Genomic DNA, 21,442 nt, shown 5'->3' with positions numbered 1-21,442 from the left:
CGACAGAGCTTCGACAGGCTTGCGACGGGGTGTTCTCTCGCCCCTGATTCCCCGGGACGGCGACACCGTAGGGCGCCTCCCTGTTTGAACCGCCGCACCTGGTGCGCCTCGAAGGGTTGACGCAATGACGCCGAATTCCTCCCCCTCCGCCTCGTCCCCGAGCCGGAGAAGCTTCCTCGCCACGGGCGCGGTGGCGGCCGTCGCCGTGGCCGGCGGGGTGCCGCTGCTCGCCGCGTGCGGCGGTTCCGGCTCCGGCGCCGGGAGCAAGGAGGGCACGACCACGGGCAAGGCCCTGAAGAAGGTCGTGCCGAGCTATGTGCCGCTGAACCTGGTCCAGCCCGACGTCCCCGGCGTGAACGGTTCGAGCCCGGGCTTCACCAAGCTCCCCAACCCGCTGGTGGTCTCGGTCAAGTCGGTGCCGGGCAAGGGCTCGGAGTTCCGGGTGATGACCCCGCTGTGGGGCACGGTCCCGAAGAAGAACAACCCGTACTACACGGCGGTGAACAAGGCGGTCGGGGCGACGCTGAACTTCGACCCGCAGGACGGCAACACGTACCAGGACAAGATCGGCGCGGTCCTGGCCGGCTCGGACATCCCCGATGTCATGACGATCCCCGGCTGGAACATGCAGGGGCAGATCCGCAACGCCATCACCGCGAAGTTCGCCGACCTCTCCCCGTACCTCGCGGGTGACGCCGTCAAGAAGTACCCGAACCTGGCCAACATCCCCACCGGTGCCTGGCAGTACTCGGTCTTCGGCGGCAAGCTGCGCGGCCTGCCCATGCCGACGCCGGTCATCGGGAACGCGATCTTCTACCGCAAGGACCTGACCGGCTCCGGCGCCCTCCCGGCGAGCGCCGACGACCTGCTGGCCTTCGGCAAGGAGTACACGGCCCCCAAGAAGAAGGTGTGGGCCTTCGACGACCTGTGGACGTGCATCCAGAAGATCTACGGGCTGCTCCCGGACGCGCCGCACTACTGGCAGCTGGAAAACGGCAAGCTGGTCCACAAGATCGAGACGCAGGCGTACCGGGAGGCGCTCGCCTTCGCCCGCAAGCTCCACGACGGCGGATACGTCCACCCGGACGCCGAGGCCAACAAGGACGCCGATGCCAAGATCCGCTTCACCAGCGGACACGTCGTCATGTACAACGACGGCACCGGCGGCTGGAAGGGCATGGTCACCGAACAGTCCACCGCCAACCCGAAGTTCGAGATGCAGGCGCTGGACTTCTTCCACCACGACGGCGGAAAGCCGGTGCTGTGGCAGGACGACCCGGCGGGCATCTTCACCTTCCTCAGCAAGAAGCTGTCCAAGGAGAAGATCGAGGAGTTCCTCGCGATCGCCGACTACGCGGCCGCGCCGTTCGGCACCGAGGAGTTCATGCTCACCAACTACGGCGTGAAGGGCACGCACTACACGATCAAGGACGGCAGCCCGACGTACACCCCGCAGGGCGTCGAGGAGGCGCAGCCCTCCACGTTCCTGTTCGTGGCCTCGCCGCCCACCTCCATCGCCTACCCGGACCAGCCGCAGCTGGCCAAGGACTACGCCGGCTGGATGGCGCGCCAGGCGCCGCACATCAAGAAGCCCCTGTTCTTCGGCATGCAGGTGGTCGAGCCGCAGCGCTACGCCTCCCTCTACACCCCCTTCGACGACCTCCAGAAGGACATCCGCCGAGGGCGCAAGAAGGTCAGCGACGTCGAGGACGCGGTGAACACCTGGAAGAAGAGCGGCGGCGACAAGCTGCGCGACTGGTACCAGGACATCCTCGACAAGAACGGCTCCGGCAACTGACGCGTACGTACGGGACATGAGGGGGCCGCCGGGCACGCACAGCCCGGCGGCCGGGGTCAGGAGCACGACATGGGGAGCACAGGGTGAAGGCACGGGCCACGGTCGCGGCCGACCCGGGCCGCACCGCCGGCGGGGCGAGCGTCCCGGCCGACGGGAGCGGCGCCGGGGACGGCGACGGCGGGGAGACGAGGAAGGCGGGCAGGGCGCGGGCCGGGGGCGCTCCCGGGCCCCGCAGGGAACAGGGCGGGATCACCTGGCGGCACCGGCTGCGGCGCGACCGCACGCTGATCCTGATGACGATGCCGGCCATCGCGCTGCTGCTGATCTTCAACTACGTCCCGCTGCTCGGGAACATCGTGGCCTTCCAGGACTACGACGTGTACGACCTGGGCATCACGGGCAGCCCGTTCGTCGGGTTCGACAACTTCACCCGGATCTTCGAGGACTACCGCTTCTGGGAAGTCCTCGTGAACACGCTGGTCATCTTCGTGACCCAGCTGGTGCTGTTCTTCCCGATCCCGATCGCCATCGCGCTCCTGCTCAACACGATCATGAGCACCCGGGTGCGTGCCTGGGTGCAGGCGGTCGTCTATCTGCCGCACTTCTTCTCCTGGGTGCTGGTCGTCACCGTGTTCCAGCAGATGTTCGGCGGCGCCGGACTGGTCGCCCAGTGGCTGCGCGAGCACGGCCACGAGGGCTTCGACCTGATGACCAATCCGGGCTTCTTCAAGTTCCTGGTCAGCGCGCAGGCCGTGTGGAAGGACGCGGGCTGGGGCGTCATCGTCTTCCTGGCCGCGCTCGCCGCCGTCAACACCGATCTGTACGAGGCCGCGGCCGTCGACGGGGCAGGCCGCTGGCGCCGGATGTGGCACGTCACGCTGCCCGCGCTGCGTCCGGTGATCGCACTGCTGCTCGTGCTGCGGGTGGGCAGCGCGCTCAACCTCGACTTCGAGCAGATCCTGCTCCAGCGCGACCAGGTCGGCGCGGGGGCCTCGGAAATCCTGGACACCTACATCTGGTGGACGGGCATCAAGACCGGCGACTTCGGCTACGCCGCCGCCGCCGGCATCTTCAAGGGGCTGTTCAGCGTCGCCATGGTGCTGGGTGCCAACAAGGTCGCCCACATGCTGGGCGAGCAGGGGGTGTACTCCAAGAAATGACAACTCTCCTGGACCAGCGGGCGGAACCGGCGCCCCGCACCGAGACACGCCTCCAGCGCGCCCTGCGCATCGAACCGCGCCCCGTGTGGGAGGAGGAGCCCACGAAGGCCGGGCTCGCCTTCAAGGGCTTCGGGCTCGTGGCGATCTGCGCGGTCATCATCGTGCCCATCTGGGTGGTCCTGGTGACCAGCCTCTCCGACACCAGGACCATCAACGACGCGGGCGGCCTGGTCGTCTGGCCGAAGCACATCACGTTCGTCGCGTACAAGGAGCTGCTGAGCGGGGGCGCGGTGACCCGGGCGGCCGCCGTCAGCGTCGGTCTCACCGTCGTGGGCACGGCCGTCAGCATGGTCGTCTCCATCCTCTGCGCGTACGGGCTCAGCCGCCGCGACTCGTACGCGCACCGCCCGCTGCTGATGACGCTGATGGCGACCATGTTCTTCGGCGCCGGGCTCATCCCGACGTATCTGCTGGTCACCGGGATCGGGCTGAGCGACAGCTACTGGTCGATGATCCTGCCGAGCGCGATCAGCGTGTTCAACGTGCTGGTGCTGCGCGGGTTCTTCATGGACACGGCGCCCGAACTCATCGACGCGGCCCGCATCGACGGGGCCGGCGAGTGGCGCATCCTGCTCCAGATCATCATGCCGCTGTCGCGCGCGGTGATCGCCGTGATCTCGCTGTTCTACGCGGTCGGCTACTGGAGCCAGTGGTTCAACGCGATGCTCTACATCCAGGACAGCGACAAGTATCCGCTGCAGATGATCCTGCGTCAGCTGGTCCTCCAGCACCAGGTGCCGCCGGGCGCCATGGGCGCGGCTGTGAGCAGCGGCCAGATCAACAGCCTCGCCGTGCAGATGGCGGTGATGATCCTCGCGCTGATCCCGGTCGCGGTGCTGTCGCCGTTCGTCCAGAAGCACTTCCAAAAGGGCATGCTCACCGGCGCCGTGAAGGGCTGACCCCGCCACTCCTTCCCCGCAGACCCCCACCCCAGGAGAACCGGAGACGCCATGCCGTCCCTGCGCGACGCGGCCCGTGGCCGCATCCTCTTCGGAGGCGACTACAACCCCGAGCAGTGGCCCGAGGAGGTGTGGGAGGACGACGTCCGGCTGATGAAGGAGGCCGGGGTCAACTCCGTCACCCTCGGCGTCTTCTCCTGGGCGAAGATCGAACCCCGGCCCGGCGCCCGGGAGTTCGAGTGGCTGGACCGGCTGATGAACCTGATGCACAGCCACGGCATCGGGGTCGTCCTCGCCACCCCGACCGCCTCCCCGCCGCCCTGGATGGGGGCGCGACACCCTGAGACGCTGCCGCGCGCGGAGGACGGCTCCATCGTCTGGTACGGCTCGCGCCAGCAGTTCTGCCCCAGCTCGCCGGTCTACCGCCGTTACGCGGCCGCGCTCACCGAGGACCTGGCCGCGCGGTACGCGGGGCACCCGGCGCTGACCGTGTGGCACATCAACAACGAGTACTGCACGCACTGCTGGTGCGACGAGACGGCGGGCCACTTCCGCCGCTGGCTGCGCGGCCGTTACGGGACGCTCGACGCCCTCAACGAGGCGTGGGGCACGGCCTTCTGGAGCCAGCGCTACGACGCGTGGACGGAGATCCTGCCGCCGCGGAAGGCGCAGTACATGAGGAACCCCACCCAGGTCCTGGACTTCAAACGCTTCACGTCCGACGCGCTCATGGAGTGCTTCACGGCCGAGCGGGACATCGTCGCCCGGTACACCCCGCACATCCCGGTGACGACGAACTTCATGCCGCTGTGGTCGGGGCAGGACGCCTGGGCGTGGTCGGCCGAGGAGGACGTCGTCTCGGTCGACGTCTATCCGGACCCGCGCGACCCGTGGGGCGGTCAGTACAACGCGATGCTCGCCGACATGACGCGCTCGCAGGCGGCCGGTCCGTGGATGCTGATGGAGCAGGCGGCGGGCGCGGTGAACTGGCGGGGCGTCAACCACCCGAAGCCGGAAGGGCTCAACCGGCTCTGGTCGCTCCAGTCGGTGGCGCGCGGCGCCGACGCGATCTGCTACTTCCAGTGGCGGCAGTCCCGCCAGGGCTCGGAGAAGTTCCACTCGGGGATGCTCGGCCACGCGGGCGCGCAGGGCCGCGCCTTCCGCGAGACCCGGCAGCTGGGCGGTGAGCTGGCCGCGATCGGCTCCGCCGTGTCCGGTACGGGCGTGGCCGCCGAGGTCGCGGTCCTGCACGACTGGGACGCCTGGTGGGCGGGTGCGCAGGAGGGCGCCCCGTCCGCGCTGCTCGACTACGCGGAGGTGATCCGGCGCTGGCACCGGGCGCTGTGGGAGAACGGCACGCCCACGGACTTCGCCCGCCCCGACGCCGACCTGAGCCGCTTCAGGGCGGTCGTCGTCCCGCACCTCTACCTCCTCGACGACGCGGCGGTCGACAACCTCGTGGCGTACGTACGGGGCGGCGGGCGCCTGGTCTGCGGCTTCTTCAGCGGCATCGCGGACGCGGACGACCGCGTCCGGCCCGGGGGGATGGACGCCCGGCTGCGCGAGCTGTTCGGGATCGCGACGGTGCACGAGTGGTGGCCGCTGGACGCGGACGAGACCGTGGAGTGCGACGGATTCCGGGGCAGCCTCTGGTCCGAGGAGCTGGAGGCGGCCGAGGGCACCGAGGTGCTGGCCGCCTACCGCGAGGGCGAGCTCGCCGGGCTGCCCGCCGTGCTGCGCAGGGGCCGCGCGGTGTACGTCTCGACGCTCCCCGAGCCCTCGGCACTGCGGGCCCTCCTGGCCGACGTGGTCCGGGAGGCCGGCGTCGGACCGGTCCTCGCCGGGCTGCCCGAGGGGGTGGAGGCGGTGCGCCGGGGCGAGCTGCTGTTCCTGCTGCACCACCGCCGCGAGATGGTCACGGTCGCCGTCCCCGGCGTGTACGAGGACCTGCTCACCGGGCGCGCGGTCACGGACCGGATCGCACTCGGCCGCTACGGCGTCGCGGTGCTCCGGAGATCCGCGCCGTGACCGGGCGTACGGACATCGACTCCACCTGGGAGCCGCGCCCCGCAGCCCGCTGGGAGGACGCGTTCCTCGGCGGCAACGGCCGGCACGGGGCCATGGTGTACGGCGATCCGGCCGACGACCGCGTGATCGTCAACCACCACTCCCTGGTCCGGCCGAACGGCAGTCAGCACGTCCGGCCGCCCGAGCTGGCGGACCGGCTGGGGCGGGTCCAGAGCGCGCTGCTCGCCGGGGACACCCGGGCCGCCGAGCGCTTCGGCGCGGGCCGTCCGCTGGTGTGGGTGCAGCCCTTCCACCCGGCCTTCCGGACCCGCGTCCGGCCGCTGCCCGGGAACGCCGCCGACCCGGCCACGGACTACCGCCGGACGGTCGACTTCACCACCGGTGAGATCACCGCCGCCTGCGAGTCGTGGCGCAGCCGGGTCCTCGTCTCGCGCGCCGACGACGTGGTCGTCCAGTACGTCACCGGACCGGGGCTCGCCGTGGACGTGACGCTCGACCACGCCCTGCCGGGTGCCCCGCCGCGCCTGGCCGTCGGCCGGAGCACCGTGCTCACCCCGGACGGTGCCCGGCTGACGCTCCGCGCGGGCTACCCGGACAGCGAACTCGCGTACACCGGCGCGACGGTGCTCCGCACCGAGGGCGGGCGGGTCTCGGTGTCGGGCGAGGGCGTGCGCGTCGAGGGCGCGAGGAGCCTGTTGCTGCTGACCCGGGTGCGCCGCCACACCGGGCACCTCGACCTGGCGGCGGAGTGTGCCGCACTTCCGGGCGACAGCTATGCCGCGCTGCTGGCCCGGCATGTGGCGCTGCACCGGCCCGCGTTCGAGCGGGCGGCGCTCACCCTGGACGCCGACCCGGCGGAACGGGCCCTTCCCGGCTCGGAGTTGGTCCGCCGGCCGGACAGCCCGGCGCTGCTGGAGCGGCTGTGCGCGGCGGGCCGCTACCACCTGCTGTCCGCGTCCGGGGTACTGCCGCCCCGGCTGACCGGGCTCTGGACGGGCGACTGGGACACCGCCTGGTCGGGGGCCTTCACGACGAACGCCAACCTGAACCTCCAGATCGCCTCGGCCGCGGCGGCGGCGCTGCCGGAAGTGTCCGAGGCCCACGCGGGGCTGGTGTACGGGCAGCTCGCGGACTGGCGGGACAACGCGCGGGCGGTCTTCGGGGCGCGCGGCATCGTGGCCCCGTCGCACACGGACGGCGAGTCCGGGCACACCCGGCACTTCCAGCGCGCCTACCCGCTGCACCTGTGGACGGCCGGCGCGGACTGGCTCCTGGAGCCGCTGATCGAGCACGCGGAGACGACGGGGGACGAGGACCCGCGGCTGACCGCCGCCCTGCACGAAACGGCCCTGTTCTACGAGGACTTCCTCACCCGGACCGGCCCGGACGGGCGGGTGGCCGTCGTGCCCTCGTACTCGCCGGAGAACCGTCCGGCCAACGCGAGCTGGGGCACCGTCGACGCGACGATGGACCTGGCGGCGGCCCGCCACGCGCTCACCGCCTCGGCCGACCGCTCCCCCGACGGTGCGACCGCCCAGCGCCGCCGTGCGCTGGCGGACCGGCTCGCCGACTACCGGGTCAACGAGGACGGCGCGCTCGCCGAGTGGGCGTGGCCGGGCCTGGCGGAGACGTACGACCACCGCCACCTCAGCCACCTGTACCCGGTGTGGCCGCTGGACGCGATCAATCCGTACGACACGCCCGGCCTGGCCGCCGCCGCGCACCGGGCGCTGGAACTGCGGGGCGCTGAGAACGACTCGGCCCACGGTCATCTGCACCACGCGCTGATCGCGGCCCGGCTGCGCGACGGGGCCCGGGCCTCGGCGGCGGTCCGCGCGGTGCTGGCGGGCGACTTCTTCCACGACTCGCTGATGAGCGCCCACTACCCGGGCCGGAACGTCTACAACGCGGACGCGGCGCACGCGCTGCCCGCGGCCGTGATCGAGTCGCTGATCCAGTCGACCCCGCGCCGGCTGGTCCTGCTGCCCGCACCGCTCGCGGCCTGCCCGGGCGGTGAACTGCGCGGTGTGCGTACGCGGTTCGGGGCGACGGTGGACCTGCGCTGGTCTGCGGACGGCACCGCGACGGCGGTACTGCGCCCGGAGCGGGACGCCCGCGTCGATGTCCGCACGGGCGACGGCCACGCCCTCACCGAAGCCTCCGCCGGCTCCCCCTCGGCTCCCCTGGAGCTGACGGCCGGCGTGGACCGCGTCCTGGAACTCCGGCCGCGGTAGCGCCTCCCCCCACCCACCATGGAAGGACGACCATGGCACCACGCACCTTCAACAGGCTGGCCCTGACCCCGGTGGTGAGCCTCGCGGCTCTCGTCGGCTTCGCCGCCGCCCCCGCCCAGGCGGCCGTCTGGTCCTCGTCGGACCAGTGGGGCACGTACACCACGTCCGACAACTACACCCTCTACAACAACATCTGGGGCTCCGGCGCGGGCGCCCAGTCCATCTGGGCCAACTCCTCCTCCGACTGGGGCGTCTGGGCGGACCACCCGAACACCGGCGGCATCAAGTCGTACCCGAACGCCAAGAAGGTGGTGAACAAGCCGATCGGCTCGCTGTCGTCGCTCACCAGCTCGTACAACGTCACCGTTCCGTCGTCCGGCGCGTACAACACCTCGTACGACATCTGGGACAGCGACTACGACTATGAGGTCATGCTCTGGGTCAACTACAACGGCGCCGTGGGCCCGTTGGGCACCTCGCAGGGCAATGTGACGCTGGGCGGACACACCTGGACCGTCTACAAGGGCGACAACGGCGCCAACCAGGTGTTCTCGTTCCTGCGGACCTCGGACTCCACCTCGGGGACGGTCGACATCCTGCCGATCCTGAAGTGGATCAAGGACACCAAGGGCTGGTGGGGCAACGAGACCATCGGTGACGTGCAGTTCGGCTACGAGATCACCTCGTCGGCCGGCGGGCTCGACTTCCGTACGAACGGATTCGGCGTCTCCGCGAGCTGAGCCGCGCACCTGAGGGGGCCGGTCCCCGCGCGGGGACCGGCCCCCGTGTCACATCGGGGCCGGTCCCGTGCTCTCACGTACCGTCAGTTCCGGTGCCAGCAGCTCGACTTCGTCGGTGCCGCGGCCGGACAGCTTGGCGACGACGTGCTCGACGGAGCGGCGGCCCATCTCCTGTGCCGGTATGGCGACGGAGGTCAGCCGCACCGATGCCTGGGTGGCCACCTGCTCGGGGCAGATCGCCACCACCGACACGTCCTCGGGCACGGCCCTGCCCTGCTGACGCAGCAGGTTGAGCAGCGGCTCGACGGCCGCCTCGTTCTGCACGATGAAGCCCGTGGTGCCGGGGCGCTCGTCGAATATCCGGGACAGGGTCTGGGCCATCGCCGCGTATCCGCCCTCGCAGGGGCGGTGCAGGACGCGCACACCGGTCTCCTGCGCCTTGGCGCGTACGCCGTCGACGGTCCGCTCGGCGAAGCCGGTGTGCCGCTCGTAGACCGCCGCGGCCTCGCCGATGACGGCGATCTCGCGGTGGCCGAGACCGGCCAGGTGCTCCACGCAGAGCGCGCCGGTCGCCTCGAAGTCGAGGTCCACGCACGTCAGTCCGGCGGTGTCGGCGGGCAGGCCGATGAGGACGGCGGCCCGGTCGGTGTCGCGCAGCAGCGGAAGGCGTTCGTCGTGCAGTTCGACGTCCATGAGGATCATCGCGTCCGCCAGCGAGCTGCCCGCGATCCGCCGCACCGCCGCGGGCCCCTCCTCACCGGTGAGGAGGAGGACGTCATAGCCGTGGGTGCGGGCGGTGGTGGCGACCGCGATGGCGATCTCCATCATCACGGGCACGTACATGTCGGTGCGCAGCGGCACCATCAGCGCGATGATGTTCGACCGGCTGCTGGCGAGCGCCCTGGCCCCGGCGTTGGGGTGGTAGCCGAGCTGCTGGATGCTCTGCTCGACGCGCTCGCGGGTGGCGACGGAGATGGAGCGCTTCCCGCTGAGGACGTAGCTCACCGTGCTCGCGGAGACTCCGGCGTGCTGCGCGACCTCGGCCAGGGTGACCATGCGCTCTCCCTCACGGTCCGATGTGGCGAAGCGCTTCGACTCCGCTCTCTCCACCCGTGACGTGGAGAGACAGCTCGAGCCTAGCCCTGCCGTGACAGCATGTCCAGACCACTGTCGAAGCGCTTCGACACAGTTGAGGGCTTCCGGCCACCGCAACGATATGCCCACCGCCCGTCTCCCGGTCGCACCGGCTCAGCGGCCGAGCAGCACCGGGAAGGACTCCATGTCGTTCTGGGTCATGACCGGGAGGTTGCGCAGCTCGGCGTCGGGGATCGCGAGGCGCAGGTCCGGGAAGCGCGTGAAGAGCGCCGGGAGGGCGATGCCCGCCTCGACCCGGGAGAGCGCGGCGCCGGGGCAGATGTGCGGCCCGTGCCCGAAGGTCATGTGCCGGATCGGGGTGGGTCGCGTGATGTCGAAGGCGTCGGCGTCCGGGCCGTGCTGCTCGGGGTCGCGGCCGATCACACGGTACGAGATCACCACGCCCTCGCCCTTGGCGATGACGGCGTCGCCGACCTGGATGTCCTCGGTGGCGAACCGCATGAGCAGATGCGTGGTCGGGGTGTCCCACCGCAGGGTCTCCTCGATCACGGTGTCCCAGGAGACCTGGCCGTCGAGGACCAGCCGGAGCTGGTCGGGGTGGGCGAGCAGGGCGCGTACGGCGTTGAGGATGAGCCCGATCGTGGTCTCGTGCCCGGCGGCGACCATGGCCTTGAGGTTGCCGATGACTTCCTCCTCGGTCAGCGGCTCGCCGCCCTCCTCGGCCAGGATCAGCGCGGAGGTCAGGTCGTCGGTGGGGTGCGCGGTCTTCTCGCGTACGAGTCCGGCGTAGAAGACGTCCAGGTCGGCGAGGAGCGCGAGCCGCTCGTCCTGCGGGGTGAGCATGGAGAAGAACTTCTTGTACTGACGGGTCAGCATGGCGTTCTCGGCCGGGTCCACGCCCATCAGCATGCCGACGACCCGCATGGGGAGCGGCTGGGCGAACACCGACTTGAGGTCCACGACGGCCCCGTCCCGGCCGCCCTCCTCCAGCGCGTCCAGCAGTTCGGCGGTGAACTTCTCGATGTCGGGGCGTATCGCCTCCAGGCGGCGGGGCGTGAGTGCCTGGGAGGTCTTCGTGCGCAGCCTGCGGTGCTCCGCGCCGTCCACGGTGAACATGGACCGTCCTGCGTCGATCATGCCGATGAGCGGCCAGGCGTGCGTCACCTCGCCGCTCTGCCAGAGCCCCCAGGCGTCGATGTCCTTGACCAGGCGCGGGTCGACCAGGAGCCGCCGGGCGTCCGCGTGCCGGGTGAGGGTCCACGCGGGCACGCCGAGGAGTTCGATCCGGGCCAGCGGACCGGCCTCGCGCAGCCGCTGGGTCTCACCGTCGAGATCCTGGACCATGGGATCGATGACGACGGTGGCACCCTGGTGGGCCGCTGCCTGGGCGGCATGGGGGCAGGTCACGAGAGTTCTCCTGTCATGCGTACGGGGGTGAACCGGACGGGGAGCGTGGTGTTGCCGCGCAGGAAGGGGGACGGCCGCCGCACCAGGTCCTCGACGGCGACGTCGAGCCGGAGGTCGGGCAGCCGGTCGAGCAGTACCTCGATGCCGGTCCTGGCGATGATCTCGGCGATCTCCTGGGCCGGGAACGGGCACCGGTACTCGCCGTGGCTGAAGGCGAGGTGCGCACCGTTGCCGCCCTGCGCGGGCCCCGTGCCACCGGAGACGCCCTGGCGGATCAGCGGATCGGTGTTGGCGGCGCCGAGCCCGAGGAGCAGCATGTCCCCGGCACGGATGCGCTGCCCGCCCAGCTGGGTGTCGCGGGCGGCCCAACGGCCGGCCAGGATCTGGGTGGGGGTGTCCTCCCACAGCACCTCGTTCATGGCCTCACCGATGCTGCGCCGGCCGCCCGCCATGGAGTCGGCGAACTCGTCCTCGGTGAGCATCAGCCGGACCGAGTTGCTGATCCAGTCGGCGGTCGGGAGGTGCCCGGCGGCCGTGATGGCCATCAAGTCGAGGGTGTATTCCTCGTCGGTGAACGACTCGGGGTGGTCGAGCATCCGCGAGGTCACGTCGTCCCCCGGTTCGGCGCGCTTCGCGGCGAGCAGCCGTGCCATGTGCTCGCCGAACCGTTGGTGGGCGCTCTGCGCGTCGGGGCCGCCGTCCGCGAGGTCCTTCAGCACGCGCGCGATGGCGGCGCCCTCCTCGTCGGGGAATCCGACGAGCCGGGCGAGGACGAGCACGGGCAGCGGTTCGCAGAACTCGGCGACGAGGTCGGCGGTTCCCTGGGCGCACACCGCGTCGATCAGCCGGTCGGCCAGCTGCTCGCAGTGCTGCCGGATGCGGAAGGGGTCGGCGCCTTCGAGGGCGGGGGTGACCATGCGGGCGTGCCGCAGGTGCTCCTTGCCCGCGCTGAAGTAGATGGACGGCAGGGGCCGCCCGACCATCGGCAGCAGGGGCCAGTCGTCGGGCACGTTGGGCCACTGGTTCCACAGGCCGACGTCGCGCGGGAACAGCTCGCCGTCGCTGGTGACCCGGTGGAGCTCCCGGTAGCCGATGACCAGCCAGGCCGGAAGGCCGCCGAGCAGCTCGACGGGGACGACCGGCCCGTGCTCGCGGCGCATCGCGCGGTAGACGCTCTGGGGCTCGGCCTGGAAGCCGGGGCCCCAGAGCGGCACGGCGCCTGCATGGGCGGGGCAACCGGAAGGGGCGTCCGGGGACGCCGGCGCGGACTCGGCCGGGGAAGGGCGCGTCATGAATCCTGACTCCTGTGGCGAACGACTGCACGCGTCAAGATCACGCGGTCAACTCTCGTTCACTATAAGGATTTTATGTGCCCCCGGACGGTCATTCGCGATCAATCCCCAACCCTGGACGGTCACCGCGGCCGGACAGCACGGGGTCTCACCCGGTCCGCAGCCCCGGATCGCTCACCCCGGGCGCCCCCGTCTCGACGTGCCCGGCGAAGCGACGGAGGAAGGTGTCGTCCGCGTCGCCGGTGACGCTGACGGTGACGTCGTACCAGCGCTTGCTGCGGCGCAGGTCGAGCGTCTGCCGGACGGTCTCCCCCGGACGTACGGTGACCGTCCGCACCTCTCCCCCGTAGGCGGCGGCGCTGCGCAGGGTCAGCCGGACGGAGCCGGTGCCGGCGTGGGTGAGCGTGAGGTCGAGGTTCCCGGTCGCGCTGTCGTGACGTGCCGTCACCTCCGGCCCCGCGGCCTTGCCGGGGTTGCGGAACGAGCGCAGGAAGCCGTTGGGGCCGTGGACGGTGAGGTCGGTGACGCCCTGGGAGTACGCGGTGTTCCAGGTGTCCCCGACCGAGGCACCCGCGTGCGTGGTGTAGGTCCAGGGCCCGTCGGTGCGGTTGCCGGACGTCACGAGGAACTGCGCGCCGGCCGCGGGTCCCGCGCCGAAGGTGAGCCGGAAGGTGCCCGCGGCCGGGTCGGCGGCGCCGTCCACCAGAGGCGCGTAGGGCAGCGGACGGGTGGGGCGCGAGCCGCGCTCCTGCTTCGGGACCGCTCCGGTCGCGGGCGGGACGGGGACGTAGTCGGGGTGCCGGTCGCCGTCCGGGGGCTCGTAGGCGGCGGTGGACGGCAGTTCGGGCGCGGCGGGGTCGGTGCGTCCGAAGTCGAAGGCGGAGGTGAGGTCGCCGCAGACGGCCCGCCGCCAGGGCGAGATGTTCGGCTCGTGCACCCCGAAGCGCCGCTCCATGAACCGGATGACGGAGGTGTGGTCGAAGACCTCCGAGCAGGCGTAGCCGCCGGTGCTCCACGGCGACACCACGGTCATCGGCACCCGCTGGCCGAGCCCGTAGGGACCTGCCGCGTACCGCAGGTCGCCCAGGAAGTAGTCGGCGGCGGTGTCCACGGTGGACAGCCCCTGCGCGGGCCCGGAAGGGACATAGGGCGGCACGACGTGGTCGAAGAACCCGTCGTTCTCGTCATACGTGATGAACAGGGCCGTTCGCCCCCAGACCTCCGGGTCCGCGGTGAGCGCGTCCAGCACCTGCGCGATGTACCAGGCCCCGTAGTTCGCGGGCCAGTTGGGGTGCTCGCTGTACGCCTCGGGCGCCACGATCCAGGACACCGAGGGCAGCGTCCCGGCCGCGATGTCGGCCTTGAGGTCGTCCAGCAGACCGCCCCCGCTCTTCAGGTCGCTGCCGGTGCGGGCCTTGTCGTAGAGGGCGTCGCCGGGCTCGGCGTCGCGGTAACTGTTGAAGTACAGGAGCGAGTTGTCACCGTAGGTGCCCCGGTAGGCGTCACCGATCCAGCCCCAGGACCCGGCGGCGTCGAGCCCGTCGCCGATGTCCTGGTACACCTTCCACGACACCCCGGCCTCCTCCAGCCGCTCCGGGTAGGTCGTCCAGCCGTATCCCCGCTCGTCGTTGCCCAGCTCGGGCCCGCCGCCCGCGCCGTCGTTGCCGGTGTAACCGCTCCACAGGTAGTAGCGGTTGGGGTCGGTCGAGCCGATGAACGAGCAGTGGTACGCGTCGCACACGGTGAACGCGTCGGCGAGCGCGTAGTGGAAGGGAATGTCGTCCCGGGTGAGATGGGCCATCGTGGTCGCCGTCTTGGCGGGCACCCACTGGTCGTAGGCGCCCTTGTTGAACGCCCGGTGACCGCCCGCCCAGTCGTGGTTCAGGTCCTGGAGGAACTGCAGCCCGAGGGCGTCGGCGGGCGGCCGGAACGGCAGCACCTCCCGGCCCGCCGCGTCCGCCTGGTGCCACACCGGCTTACCGCTGGGCAGTGTGACGGGGCGCGGGTCGCCGTAGCCCCGTACGCCCTTCATCGTCCCGAAGTAGTGGTCGAAGGAACGGTTCTCCTGCATCAGGACGACGATGTGCTCGACGTCCTCGATGGTGCCCGTGCGCCCCCGGGCGGGAAGGGACGCGGCGCGGGCGATGCTGCCCGACAGGGCGGTGAGGGCGACGGAGCCCCCGGCGAGCTTCAGGAGCCGGCGGCGGTCGAGTTCTGCCATGGGTGGAAGCCTTCGCGGTGGGGGGATGTGGGGTGGAAAGCGACTGGAGTGTTCCAGACCCGGCGGCCTCCGCGTAAGGCCCTTGCAGTGTGCACGGAGTGACGCCGGGCGGAACAGTCGGCGAACCTACCCACCGGGGCGGTGTCCATTCCCCGGACCACCCGGCAGACTGCCCGGACCGGGCAGGAACGCGTCCGCGGCTTTGCCGACTCCACGCCTGGCGGGCCCGGACCGGCTTCCCGGAAGCTGTGGTCGCTCAGCAGGCACCGCCGACAGGACGCGAGGGACGCCAGGTGGGACACAGACCCTTCTTCCGCTGGATCCTGGCCCTCGGCCTCCTGCTCGTCACCGGCTCGGCACTCGCGTACGCGGCCGCGCCGGGGATGCCGGAACTCCGTCAGCTCGACCTGACCGTGCTGAGCGAGAAGCGGGACGGAACGTGCACGGTGCGGTGGACGGACCCCTACGAGCACCGCGCGCGTGAGGGTGCGTACCAGTGCGACCCCGACCGTGATCCGATGCTGAAGGCTCCCTCGTACGACCCGGAGACCGGGCACGGCTGGACCTCCGGCTTCGTGGTCGCGGAAGGCCCGGACAAGGGGGAGCTGTACGCGCTGGGCCAGGACGACGAGGTCTACGACGCACGCATCGCGCTCTCGGACAGACTGATCGCGTTCGGGCTGCCCCTGCTGACGGTGGGCCTCGTCGGCGGGAACGTCCGCGCGGCGGCCCGCCTGGGCGGGGTCCGACCGGGCCTGGTGGACCGCGCCTGGCAGTTGGCCGGAGCAGCGGCCGCGGTGGAGGAGGACCGCACGCGGGCCGTCGAGGCGGTGCGCGAGGCATGGGCGCCGCTGCGGGAGGAGCAGGTGCGCGAGGAGCTGGGCCGGGTCCCCGTGACCCGGCTGCGGGACGGCGAGCGGCGTCGGTTCCGGACGAAGGAGTGGGAGAAGGCGGGCGTGCGCACCGTGCGCGATGTGCTCGACGCCGGTGTGTGGGAGCTGGGCGGACTGCCCGGCGTGGGACGGCTTACGGCGGAGCAGGCGGTCGCCGCGGCCACGCGGACCGCCGACACGGTCGGCGCGGACATCGTGGTTCGCCTCTCCGCCGACCGGCCCGACCCCCGGACGACCGCTCTGGTCACCGCGCTGCACGTACTGGTGGCGGCCGGGCCCGAGGGGCGGGCCGCGGCGGAGGCGGCCGAGGCGCTGGCCGCCCGCCTCGAACCACTGCTGGCGGACGCCGGCCCCGCGTCCGGCCGCACGACCATGCTGCGGGCGGCCCCCGGGGAACGCCGCCGGGCCCGGTCCGCCGTGGCCGGGCTCCGGCACGAGCTGGCGGCGGCGGAGCGCGACGGCCTGACCGCCCGCTTCGGGCAGACCTCAGTGGACCTGCTGCGGGCGCCGGGCGGGGAGCTGGACGCGCTGTCCGCCTGGACGGACTTCGAACGGCGGCCCCGGGTCTACTACGACGTGCCCGCGGAGGTCACGCGCGGCACCGGTGCCGTGGACCGTCACCCGGGGGTGGGCTGAGCGGCGAGGTGTACGTGCCGCCCGCAGTGATCCCGGAGGCCGCCATGTGGTCGTACGCGGTCAGGACGAGGTCCTTGGTGCGGTAATCGCCGTACCGGGCCTCGTCCCTGCGCCGGACGATGGGGAAGGTGTCCAGGATGTACGCGGTGTCGGCGCGACCGACCCCGTACAGGTGGAAGAAGAACGCGTCGAGCTCCGCCCTGATCTGGTGGCGGCGTGCCTCGTCCCAGCGGAACGGACCTCCGGCGTCGCCCAGGTCGGCGGCGAAGGGGGTCATGTCGTGTGCGGTGCAGGTGAGTTCGAGGACGCGCGGGGTCAGGAAGTCCGTGTGGCGGTGGACGGTCTCCGGGGGCAGGACGGGGAGTTGGCGGACGTAGAAGAAGCTGAGGTTGAGCCCCGCCGCCTTCTGGCGGGTGACGTAGTCGTAGACGAAGGAGTTGAAGTGGGCCACCAGGGCCGCGCTGTCGTGTGCGTTCCTGGTGTGCAGCAGGAAGACGGAGTCGCCGATCGCCGCCGGGGGCAGGATCGCGGAGATCATGGTGCGCTGGTTGGTCGGGCTGCTGACGCGGAGGAAGGCGAGGCAGCCGGGCGGGGTGCCGGGCGGGGTGTCGGCGCGGTCCACCCAGCTGCCGGGGACGACCAGGCGGGACGCGGAGGCCCAGGCTTCGGCCGTCAGATAGGCGGGCTGGTTCTGGCGCTTGACGGCGGTGGCGCTCTTGACCACGTCGGCCGCCCGGTGGTTGTAGGCGTCGACCATCTTGGCCTCGTACAGCGGGAGCATGACGCGGTCGCCGTTGACGAAGTGGTTTCCGGCCGCCTGCCAGCCGGTGGCCGTCAGCTCCTCGCGGGTGCGGAAGCGGTGCGAGTCGTTGGCCATGTGGAACATCGTGCCGAAGGTGACGCCCCACGGGTTGCCGTCCGGGTCGCCCTCCCGGATCAGGACGGGGAGCCGTGCGTAGATGCCGAGGGTGATCTCGGCGTCGCGGCGGGTCCGGAAGACCGGGCAGGTGCCCGTGTTGGGATTGAGGAGCATGATCTCCTCCGGGGTGAGCGCGTACACCCGGCCCTCGTCGTGGAGTTCGGCCGGGTCCCGGAGGAAGAAGGCGAACCGCGCGGCGGGTTCGCGCAGGGCGCTGCCGGTGAGGGCCAGGATGCTGAACTTGAACGAGCGGTGGACGTCGGGGAAGACGGGCGCGGCGTTCTCGAAGTCGTACAGAGCGGCGAGCGCGCCCCCGTCGACCAGGTCCTTGAAGTAGAAGCGCGTCGTCGCGTCCGTGGCGATGCCCGTCGGCACGATCATGCCCATCCGGCCGCGCGGGCCGGTCAGCGCACGGCCCGTCTCTGCGAACACGGCGTACGTGTTGATGTCGCCGCGCCCGGTGAGCGGATACCGTCCGCCGTCGCGCAGGAAGTGGCTCGTCCCCTCCGCCGTGCGCTTGGCCGCCTCGAACGCGGTGTGCAGGGCGGCCCGCTCCGGGTCCTCCTTCAGCGCGGCGATCAGGCGTTTGCGGGCGGCGGCCGTCCGGGCGGCGGCGATCTCCGCGTCGTGCTGGGCGAAGAACTCCTGCTCCTGGAGTTTGATGCGCTCCCAGGGCGGGTTGCCGAGGACGCAGTCGAAGCCGCCGGTGCCGTCCGGGCCGAAGACCCCGGGGAACTCCAGGTGCCAGTGGAAGAAACGGTACTGGTCCCGCAGCCGCGCGATCTCCTCGTGGGTGGACCGGGGCGCGCCCGGCAGGTCGCGGAGGACCGCGTCGGTCACCGCGGGCGGGGCGTCCGCCGCCCTGCGCCACAGGAACGCGGCGCACCAGGCGTCCGCGGCCGCCCGCCCGGGTGCGACGTCCTGGCCGCGGGAGGCCTCTCGCTCGGCGCGGTTCCGCTTCCTCAGGGCCCTGGCCCGCGCGCGGTCGTCGCCCGTCGTCGGGATGAACGCCGCGTCCGGCACACCGTGCCTCAGCAGCTCCGGCGTCGCGCCGATCAGGGCGTTGCCGTGCTTGACCCGGGCGTCGAGGAAGGTCAGCGGCCGCCCGGGCTCCGGGGCCTCCAGCCACAGTGCCATCCGGGCGAGTTCGACGGCCATCGGGTCGAGGTCCACACCGTGCACGCAGCGGGCGACGACCTCGCGGAGGGCGTCGCCGTACGACCACGCCCCGGGCCCGCCCACGTCCGCGAGGCGCCGGGCGATGCGGCGGGCCGCCGCGACCAGGAAGTGGCCGGAGCCGCAGGCCGGGTCGCAGACGGTGAGGGCGAGCAGTTCCCGGGCGGCGGCCTCGCCCCGGTCTGCGGCGCCCGACGCCCCGGCGCGTGCGACGGCGGCGTCGAGGACCGGGTCCAGCGCGGCGTCGAGCAGGCACTCCACGAGGGCGGCCGGGGTGTAGTAGGAGCCCGACGTCTTACGGGCGTTGCCGGGGAGCCCGACCAGCATGAAGGCGCGGTCCGCCGGGTCGATCCGGGGGACGAGCTGGAGCAGCGATTCGTGGACCGAGCCCAGTTCCTCCGCTTCGAGGCGCCCGAAGTCGACCGGGCGGACCCGCCGGGTGACCGGGTCGGGGGCCTCGGACAGCCGCCGCACCGCGCTCAGCAGGTCCTCGTCGGACAGGGCGAGCCCGTGCAGCGGGGCATCGGCGTCCGTGGCGGCGAAGATGCCGCCGAGGCCGGGCAGGCCGAGCCCGGGGTCCCCGGCGGGATCGCCGAGGGCGTCGAGTACGGCGCGCAGCGCCGCGTACAGCTCGTCGCGCTCCCCGGAGCCGCGCGCGTCGGCGCGGAGACGGGCCGTCGAGAAGTGCTCCGCGTACCGGGCCCTGGCGGGGGCGGTCGCGTCCGGGGACAGGAGGGCGTCGCGGTCCTCGGTGACGAAGAGGAAGAGGAGCCGGAAGACGAGGCGCAGCAGGGCGTGGTGCAGGGCGGCGGCGTCCGCGTTCGCACGCAGGGCGGTGTTGGCGGGGTGGCGCAGGAAGCCGGTGCCGAGGGTGGTGAGCGCGGCGCGTACTCCCTTGCGGAGCCGGTCCGGGTTCCGGCTGGGGAGGTCGGACATCAGGCGGGCTTCCCGGCGGTGACGGTGGGGAGCGGAGACGGGAGCGAAATGGTATCCGAGGCGGTCGGCGTCCGGGACGCCGCTCGCCCGGCGTTGGCTATCCTGACGGCCGTTGCGGATGTGATCACGGGCGGCCGGGGGGCCAGGCGCCCGGCGAGGGGAGAGTCACGTGCGGGGTGCCGCGAGCCGGGGGTCGGCCAGGAAGGCCGAGCAGGCGTGGAACCAGGGGGTGGCCCTCATGCGGCAGGGGGACAACGCGGGGGCCGCCGCGCAGTTCGCGCTCGCCACGGACCACGACCCGGGCGCCGCCGACGCCTGGCTGGGACTGCATGTGACCGGCACGGACCAGAAGGCGGCGCTGGACGGCATGCTGCGCAGTTCGGCGCAGTTCGGGGCCCTGCGGTCGAAGTACCAGTCGCCGTTCCGGTCCACCTTCCAGATCGGCCACTACGTCACCTTCCGCCTGGAGAACTCCCGCGATCTGTGGCTTGCGGCCATGTCGGCGTTCCTGGACGACCGGCGGCTCGACGAGGCGTGGAAGGGGCTGTCCACGGCCCTGCTGGACTGCGACGAGACCCGGTTCGTGTGCACCCGGTACGCGTTCCTGAAGGAGGACTGGCCGCTCGTCCTGAAGTTCGCGCCCGGTATCGGTGACGCCTTCCTGCGCGACGAGGCGCAGTTGTACGTGGGTGGGGCGCTGTTCGCTCAGGGGGTCTGCCACGAGTCGCTGAACGTGCTGTCCGCGCTGCCGGGTCGGCTGGACGCGGGCAGCAGGTTCGACGCCGAGGTGAAGTACTTCATGGGGCGGTCGCTGGAGGCGCTGGGCCGCGAGGAGGAGGCGCTGAAGCGGTACCAGTACGCGTTCCGGTGCGCGCCCGACCTGCTCGACGTGGAGTCGCGCGCCCAGGCCCGCCCGGTGAGCAGGCCCGCCCCGCCGCCTGCCGCCCCGGTCGCGGCGACCGCGGGCGGGGGCCCGTCCCGGGCCGGTTCCGATGGTGACGGCGCGGGCGACGGCGGGCTGTCCGCCGACGAGCGGGCCCGGGTGCTCGCCGAGGCCCAGCGCGCGCTCGACGCCATGATCGGGTTGCAGCCGGTGAAGCGCCAGGTGCTGACCCTGCTCGCGCAGTTGCGGATGTCCGCGCTGCGCGAGGAGCAGGGCCTGCCCGGCGGGGCCCGTCCCCGGCACTTCGTCTTCGCGGGTCCGCCCGGCACCGGCAAGACGACCGTGGCCCGCATCATCGGCCAGGTCTTCGCCGGGCTCGGGCTGCTGAGTTCGGGGCATGTGGTGGAGGCCCAGCGCGCCGACCTGGTCGGCCAGCACCTGGGGTCGACGGCGCTCAAGACGAACGAGGTCATCGACTCTGCGTTGAACGGGGTGCTGTTCATCGACGAGGCGTACGCGCTGTACAACACCGGTACGAGCGGCGGCGACGCCTTCGGCAAGGAGGCGCTTCAGGTGCTGCTGAAGCGGGCCGAGGACGACCGGGACCGGCTCGTCGTGGTGCTCGCCGGATACCGGGACGAGATGTCGGGGCTGCTCGCCACCAACCCCGGACTGGTCTCCCGGTTCAACACCCGGGTCGACTTCCCCTCGTACTCCGCGGAGGAACTGGTCCTGATCGCCCGGTCGGTGCTGGCCTCGCAGGGCGACGAACCGGACGCGGGCGCGCTCGACGTGCTGAACTCGCTGTGCACGGCGATCGTGGACGGCGGCAAGGCCGACCTGGTGGGCAACGCCCGGTTCGCCCGCGAGCTGTGCGCGAAGGCGTCGGCGCAGCGCGATCTGCGGCTGTACTCCGCGCACACCGACTCCACGCCGTCCCGGGAGGAGATGGTCACCGTCCTCGCCTGGGACATCGTCGCCGCGCACGACGAACTGATGGAGGCACACCGGGACGCGGGCACGGCATAGGTCGTGTCCGCAAAGTCCCGTCGTACGCCCGAAGGG

Annotated in this window: 13 protein-coding genes; 8 read left to right on the top strand and 5 right to left on the bottom strand. The window is 72.0% G+C overall.

Translation table 11 applies throughout. The annotated features are described in order from the left end of the window. Positions 1-190 precede the first annotated feature (190 nt). The 6 genes from AB0L33_RS21735 (at position 191) to AB0L33_RS21710 (ending at position 8,919) form a co-directional block, all read left to right on the top strand. A complete protein-coding gene (locus tag AB0L33_RS21735; RefSeq protein WP_365683965.1) occupies positions 191-1,798 on the top strand; it encodes an extracellular solute-binding protein in 1,608 nt (535 codons plus the stop codon). An 83-nt stretch (positions 1,799-1,881) separates the two neighbouring features. Beyond that, positions 1,882-2,958, top strand: a complete 1,077-nt coding sequence (locus AB0L33_RS21730; protein ID WP_365683818.1) for an ABC transporter permease subunit — start codon at positions 1,882-1,884, stop codon at positions 2,956-2,958. Next, positions 2,955-3,917 carry a carbohydrate ABC transporter permease gene (locus tag AB0L33_RS21725; protein WP_365683816.1) on the top strand — a complete coding sequence of 321 codons (963 nt, stop codon included), beginning with the start codon at positions 2,955-2,957 and terminating at the stop codon, positions 3,915-3,917. The genes AB0L33_RS21730 and AB0L33_RS21725 overlap by 4 nt, the downstream gene beginning before the upstream one ends. 51 nt (positions 3,918-3,968) lie before the next feature. Next, positions 3,969-5,945 carry a beta-galactosidase gene (locus AB0L33_RS21720; protein WP_365683814.1) on the top strand — a complete coding sequence of 659 codons (1,977 nt, stop codon included), beginning with the start codon at positions 3,969-3,971 and terminating at the stop codon, positions 5,943-5,945. Continuing rightward, positions 5,942-8,179, top strand: coding sequence for a glycoside hydrolase N-terminal domain-containing protein (locus tag AB0L33_RS21715; RefSeq protein WP_365683812.1), 2,238 nt, complete (start codon positions 5,942-5,944; stop codon positions 8,177-8,179). Before AB0L33_RS21720 ends, AB0L33_RS21715 begins: the two co-directional genes overlap by 4 nt. A 32-nt stretch (positions 8,180-8,211) precedes the next feature. Further along, positions 8,212-8,919 (top strand): hypothetical protein, encoded by a 708-nt coding sequence (locus tag AB0L33_RS21710; RefSeq protein ID WP_365683810.1) that lies wholly within the window; start codon positions 8,212-8,214, stop codon positions 8,917-8,919. Positions 8,920-8,967: 48 nt separating this feature from the next. On the opposite strand, the gene AB0L33_RS21705 is transcribed toward AB0L33_RS21710, so the two are convergent. The 4 genes from AB0L33_RS21705 to AB0L33_RS21690 all read right to left on the bottom strand — a co-directional run bounded on the left by AB0L33_RS21705 (position 8,968) and on the right by AB0L33_RS21690 (position 14,934). Next, positions 8,968-9,975, bottom strand: a complete 1,008-nt coding sequence (locus AB0L33_RS21705) for a LacI family DNA-binding transcriptional regulator (RefSeq protein WP_365683808.1) — start codon at positions 9,973-9,975, stop codon at positions 8,968-8,970. A 192-nt stretch (positions 9,976-10,167) separates the two neighbouring features. After that, the gene (locus AB0L33_RS21700; protein ID WP_365683806.1) at positions 10,168-11,421 is read right to left on the bottom strand and encodes a cytochrome P450; all 1,254 of its coding nucleotides are present in this window, start codon (positions 11,419-11,421) and stop codon (positions 10,168-10,170) included. Then, positions 11,418-12,713: a cytochrome P450 gene (locus AB0L33_RS21695; protein WP_365683804.1), complete on the bottom strand. Its 1,296-nt coding sequence runs from the start codon at positions 12,711-12,713 to the stop codon at positions 11,418-11,420. Before AB0L33_RS21695 ends, AB0L33_RS21700 begins: the two co-directional genes overlap by 4 nt. Positions 12,714-12,861: 148 nt before the next feature. Then, complete coding sequence (locus tag AB0L33_RS21690; RefSeq protein WP_365683802.1) at positions 12,862-14,934, bottom strand: phosphocholine-specific phospholipase C; 2,073 nt, start codon at positions 14,932-14,934, stop codon at positions 12,862-12,864. 293 nt (positions 14,935-15,227) lie between these two features. Here AB0L33_RS21690 and AB0L33_RS21685 point away from each other — a divergent pair, with 293 nt between their 5' ends. Continuing rightward, complete coding sequence (locus tag AB0L33_RS21685; RefSeq protein ID WP_365683800.1) at positions 15,228-16,463, top strand: hypothetical protein; 1,236 nt, start codon at positions 15,228-15,230, stop codon at positions 16,461-16,463. Here the strand turns inward: AB0L33_RS21685 and AB0L33_RS21680 are convergent. Further along, complete coding sequence (locus AB0L33_RS21680) at positions 16,417-19,494, bottom strand: DNA methyltransferase (protein WP_365683798.1); 3,078 nt, start codon at positions 19,492-19,494, stop codon at positions 16,417-16,419. The genes AB0L33_RS21685 and AB0L33_RS21680 overlap by 47 nt on opposite strands. Positions 19,495-19,663: 169 nt before the next feature. Between AB0L33_RS21680 and AB0L33_RS21675 the strand changes: the two genes are divergently transcribed. Next, positions 19,664-21,406: an AAA family ATPase gene (locus AB0L33_RS21675; RefSeq protein ID WP_365683796.1), complete on the top strand. Its 1,743-nt coding sequence runs from the start codon at positions 19,664-19,666 to the stop codon at positions 21,404-21,406. Positions 21,407-21,442 lie beyond the last annotated feature (36 nt).

Source organism: Streptomyces sp. NPDC052299 (assembly GCF_040679335.1).
Classification (GTDB): Bacteria; Actinomycetota; Actinomycetes; order Streptomycetales; family Streptomycetaceae; genus Streptomyces.
This window is presented reverse-complemented; position numbering and strand designations above follow the sequence as displayed.

What these genes read in the sequence shown, in the direction of transcription:
- AB0L33_RS21725 (WP_365683816.1), top strand. Translation starts at nt 2,955, where the DNA reads ATGACAACTCTCCTGGACCAGCGGGCGGAACCGGCGCCCCGCACCGAG.
- AB0L33_RS21720 (WP_365683814.1), top strand. Translation starts at nt 3,969, where the DNA reads ATGCCGTCCCTGCGCGACGCGGCCCGTGGCCGCATCCTCTTCGGAGGC.
- AB0L33_RS21710 (WP_365683810.1), top strand. Translation starts at nt 8,212, where the DNA reads ATGGCACCACGCACCTTCAACAGGCTGGCCCTGACCCCGGTGGTGAGC.
- AB0L33_RS21705 (WP_365683808.1), bottom strand. Translation starts at nt 9,975, where the DNA reads ATGGTCACCCTGGCCGAGGTCGCGCAGCACGCCGGAGTCTCCGCGAGC.
- AB0L33_RS21695 (WP_365683804.1), bottom strand. Translation starts at nt 12,713, where the DNA reads ATGACGCGCCCTTCCCCGGCCGAGTCCGCGCCGGCGTCCCCGGACGCC.
- AB0L33_RS21690 (WP_365683802.1), bottom strand. Translation starts at nt 14,934, where the DNA reads ATGGCAGAACTCGACCGCCGCCGGCTCCTGAAGCTCGCCGGGGGCTCC.
- AB0L33_RS21680 (WP_365683798.1), bottom strand. Translation starts at nt 19,494, where the DNA reads ATGTCCGACCTCCCCAGCCGGAACCCGGACCGGCTCCGCAAGGGAGTA.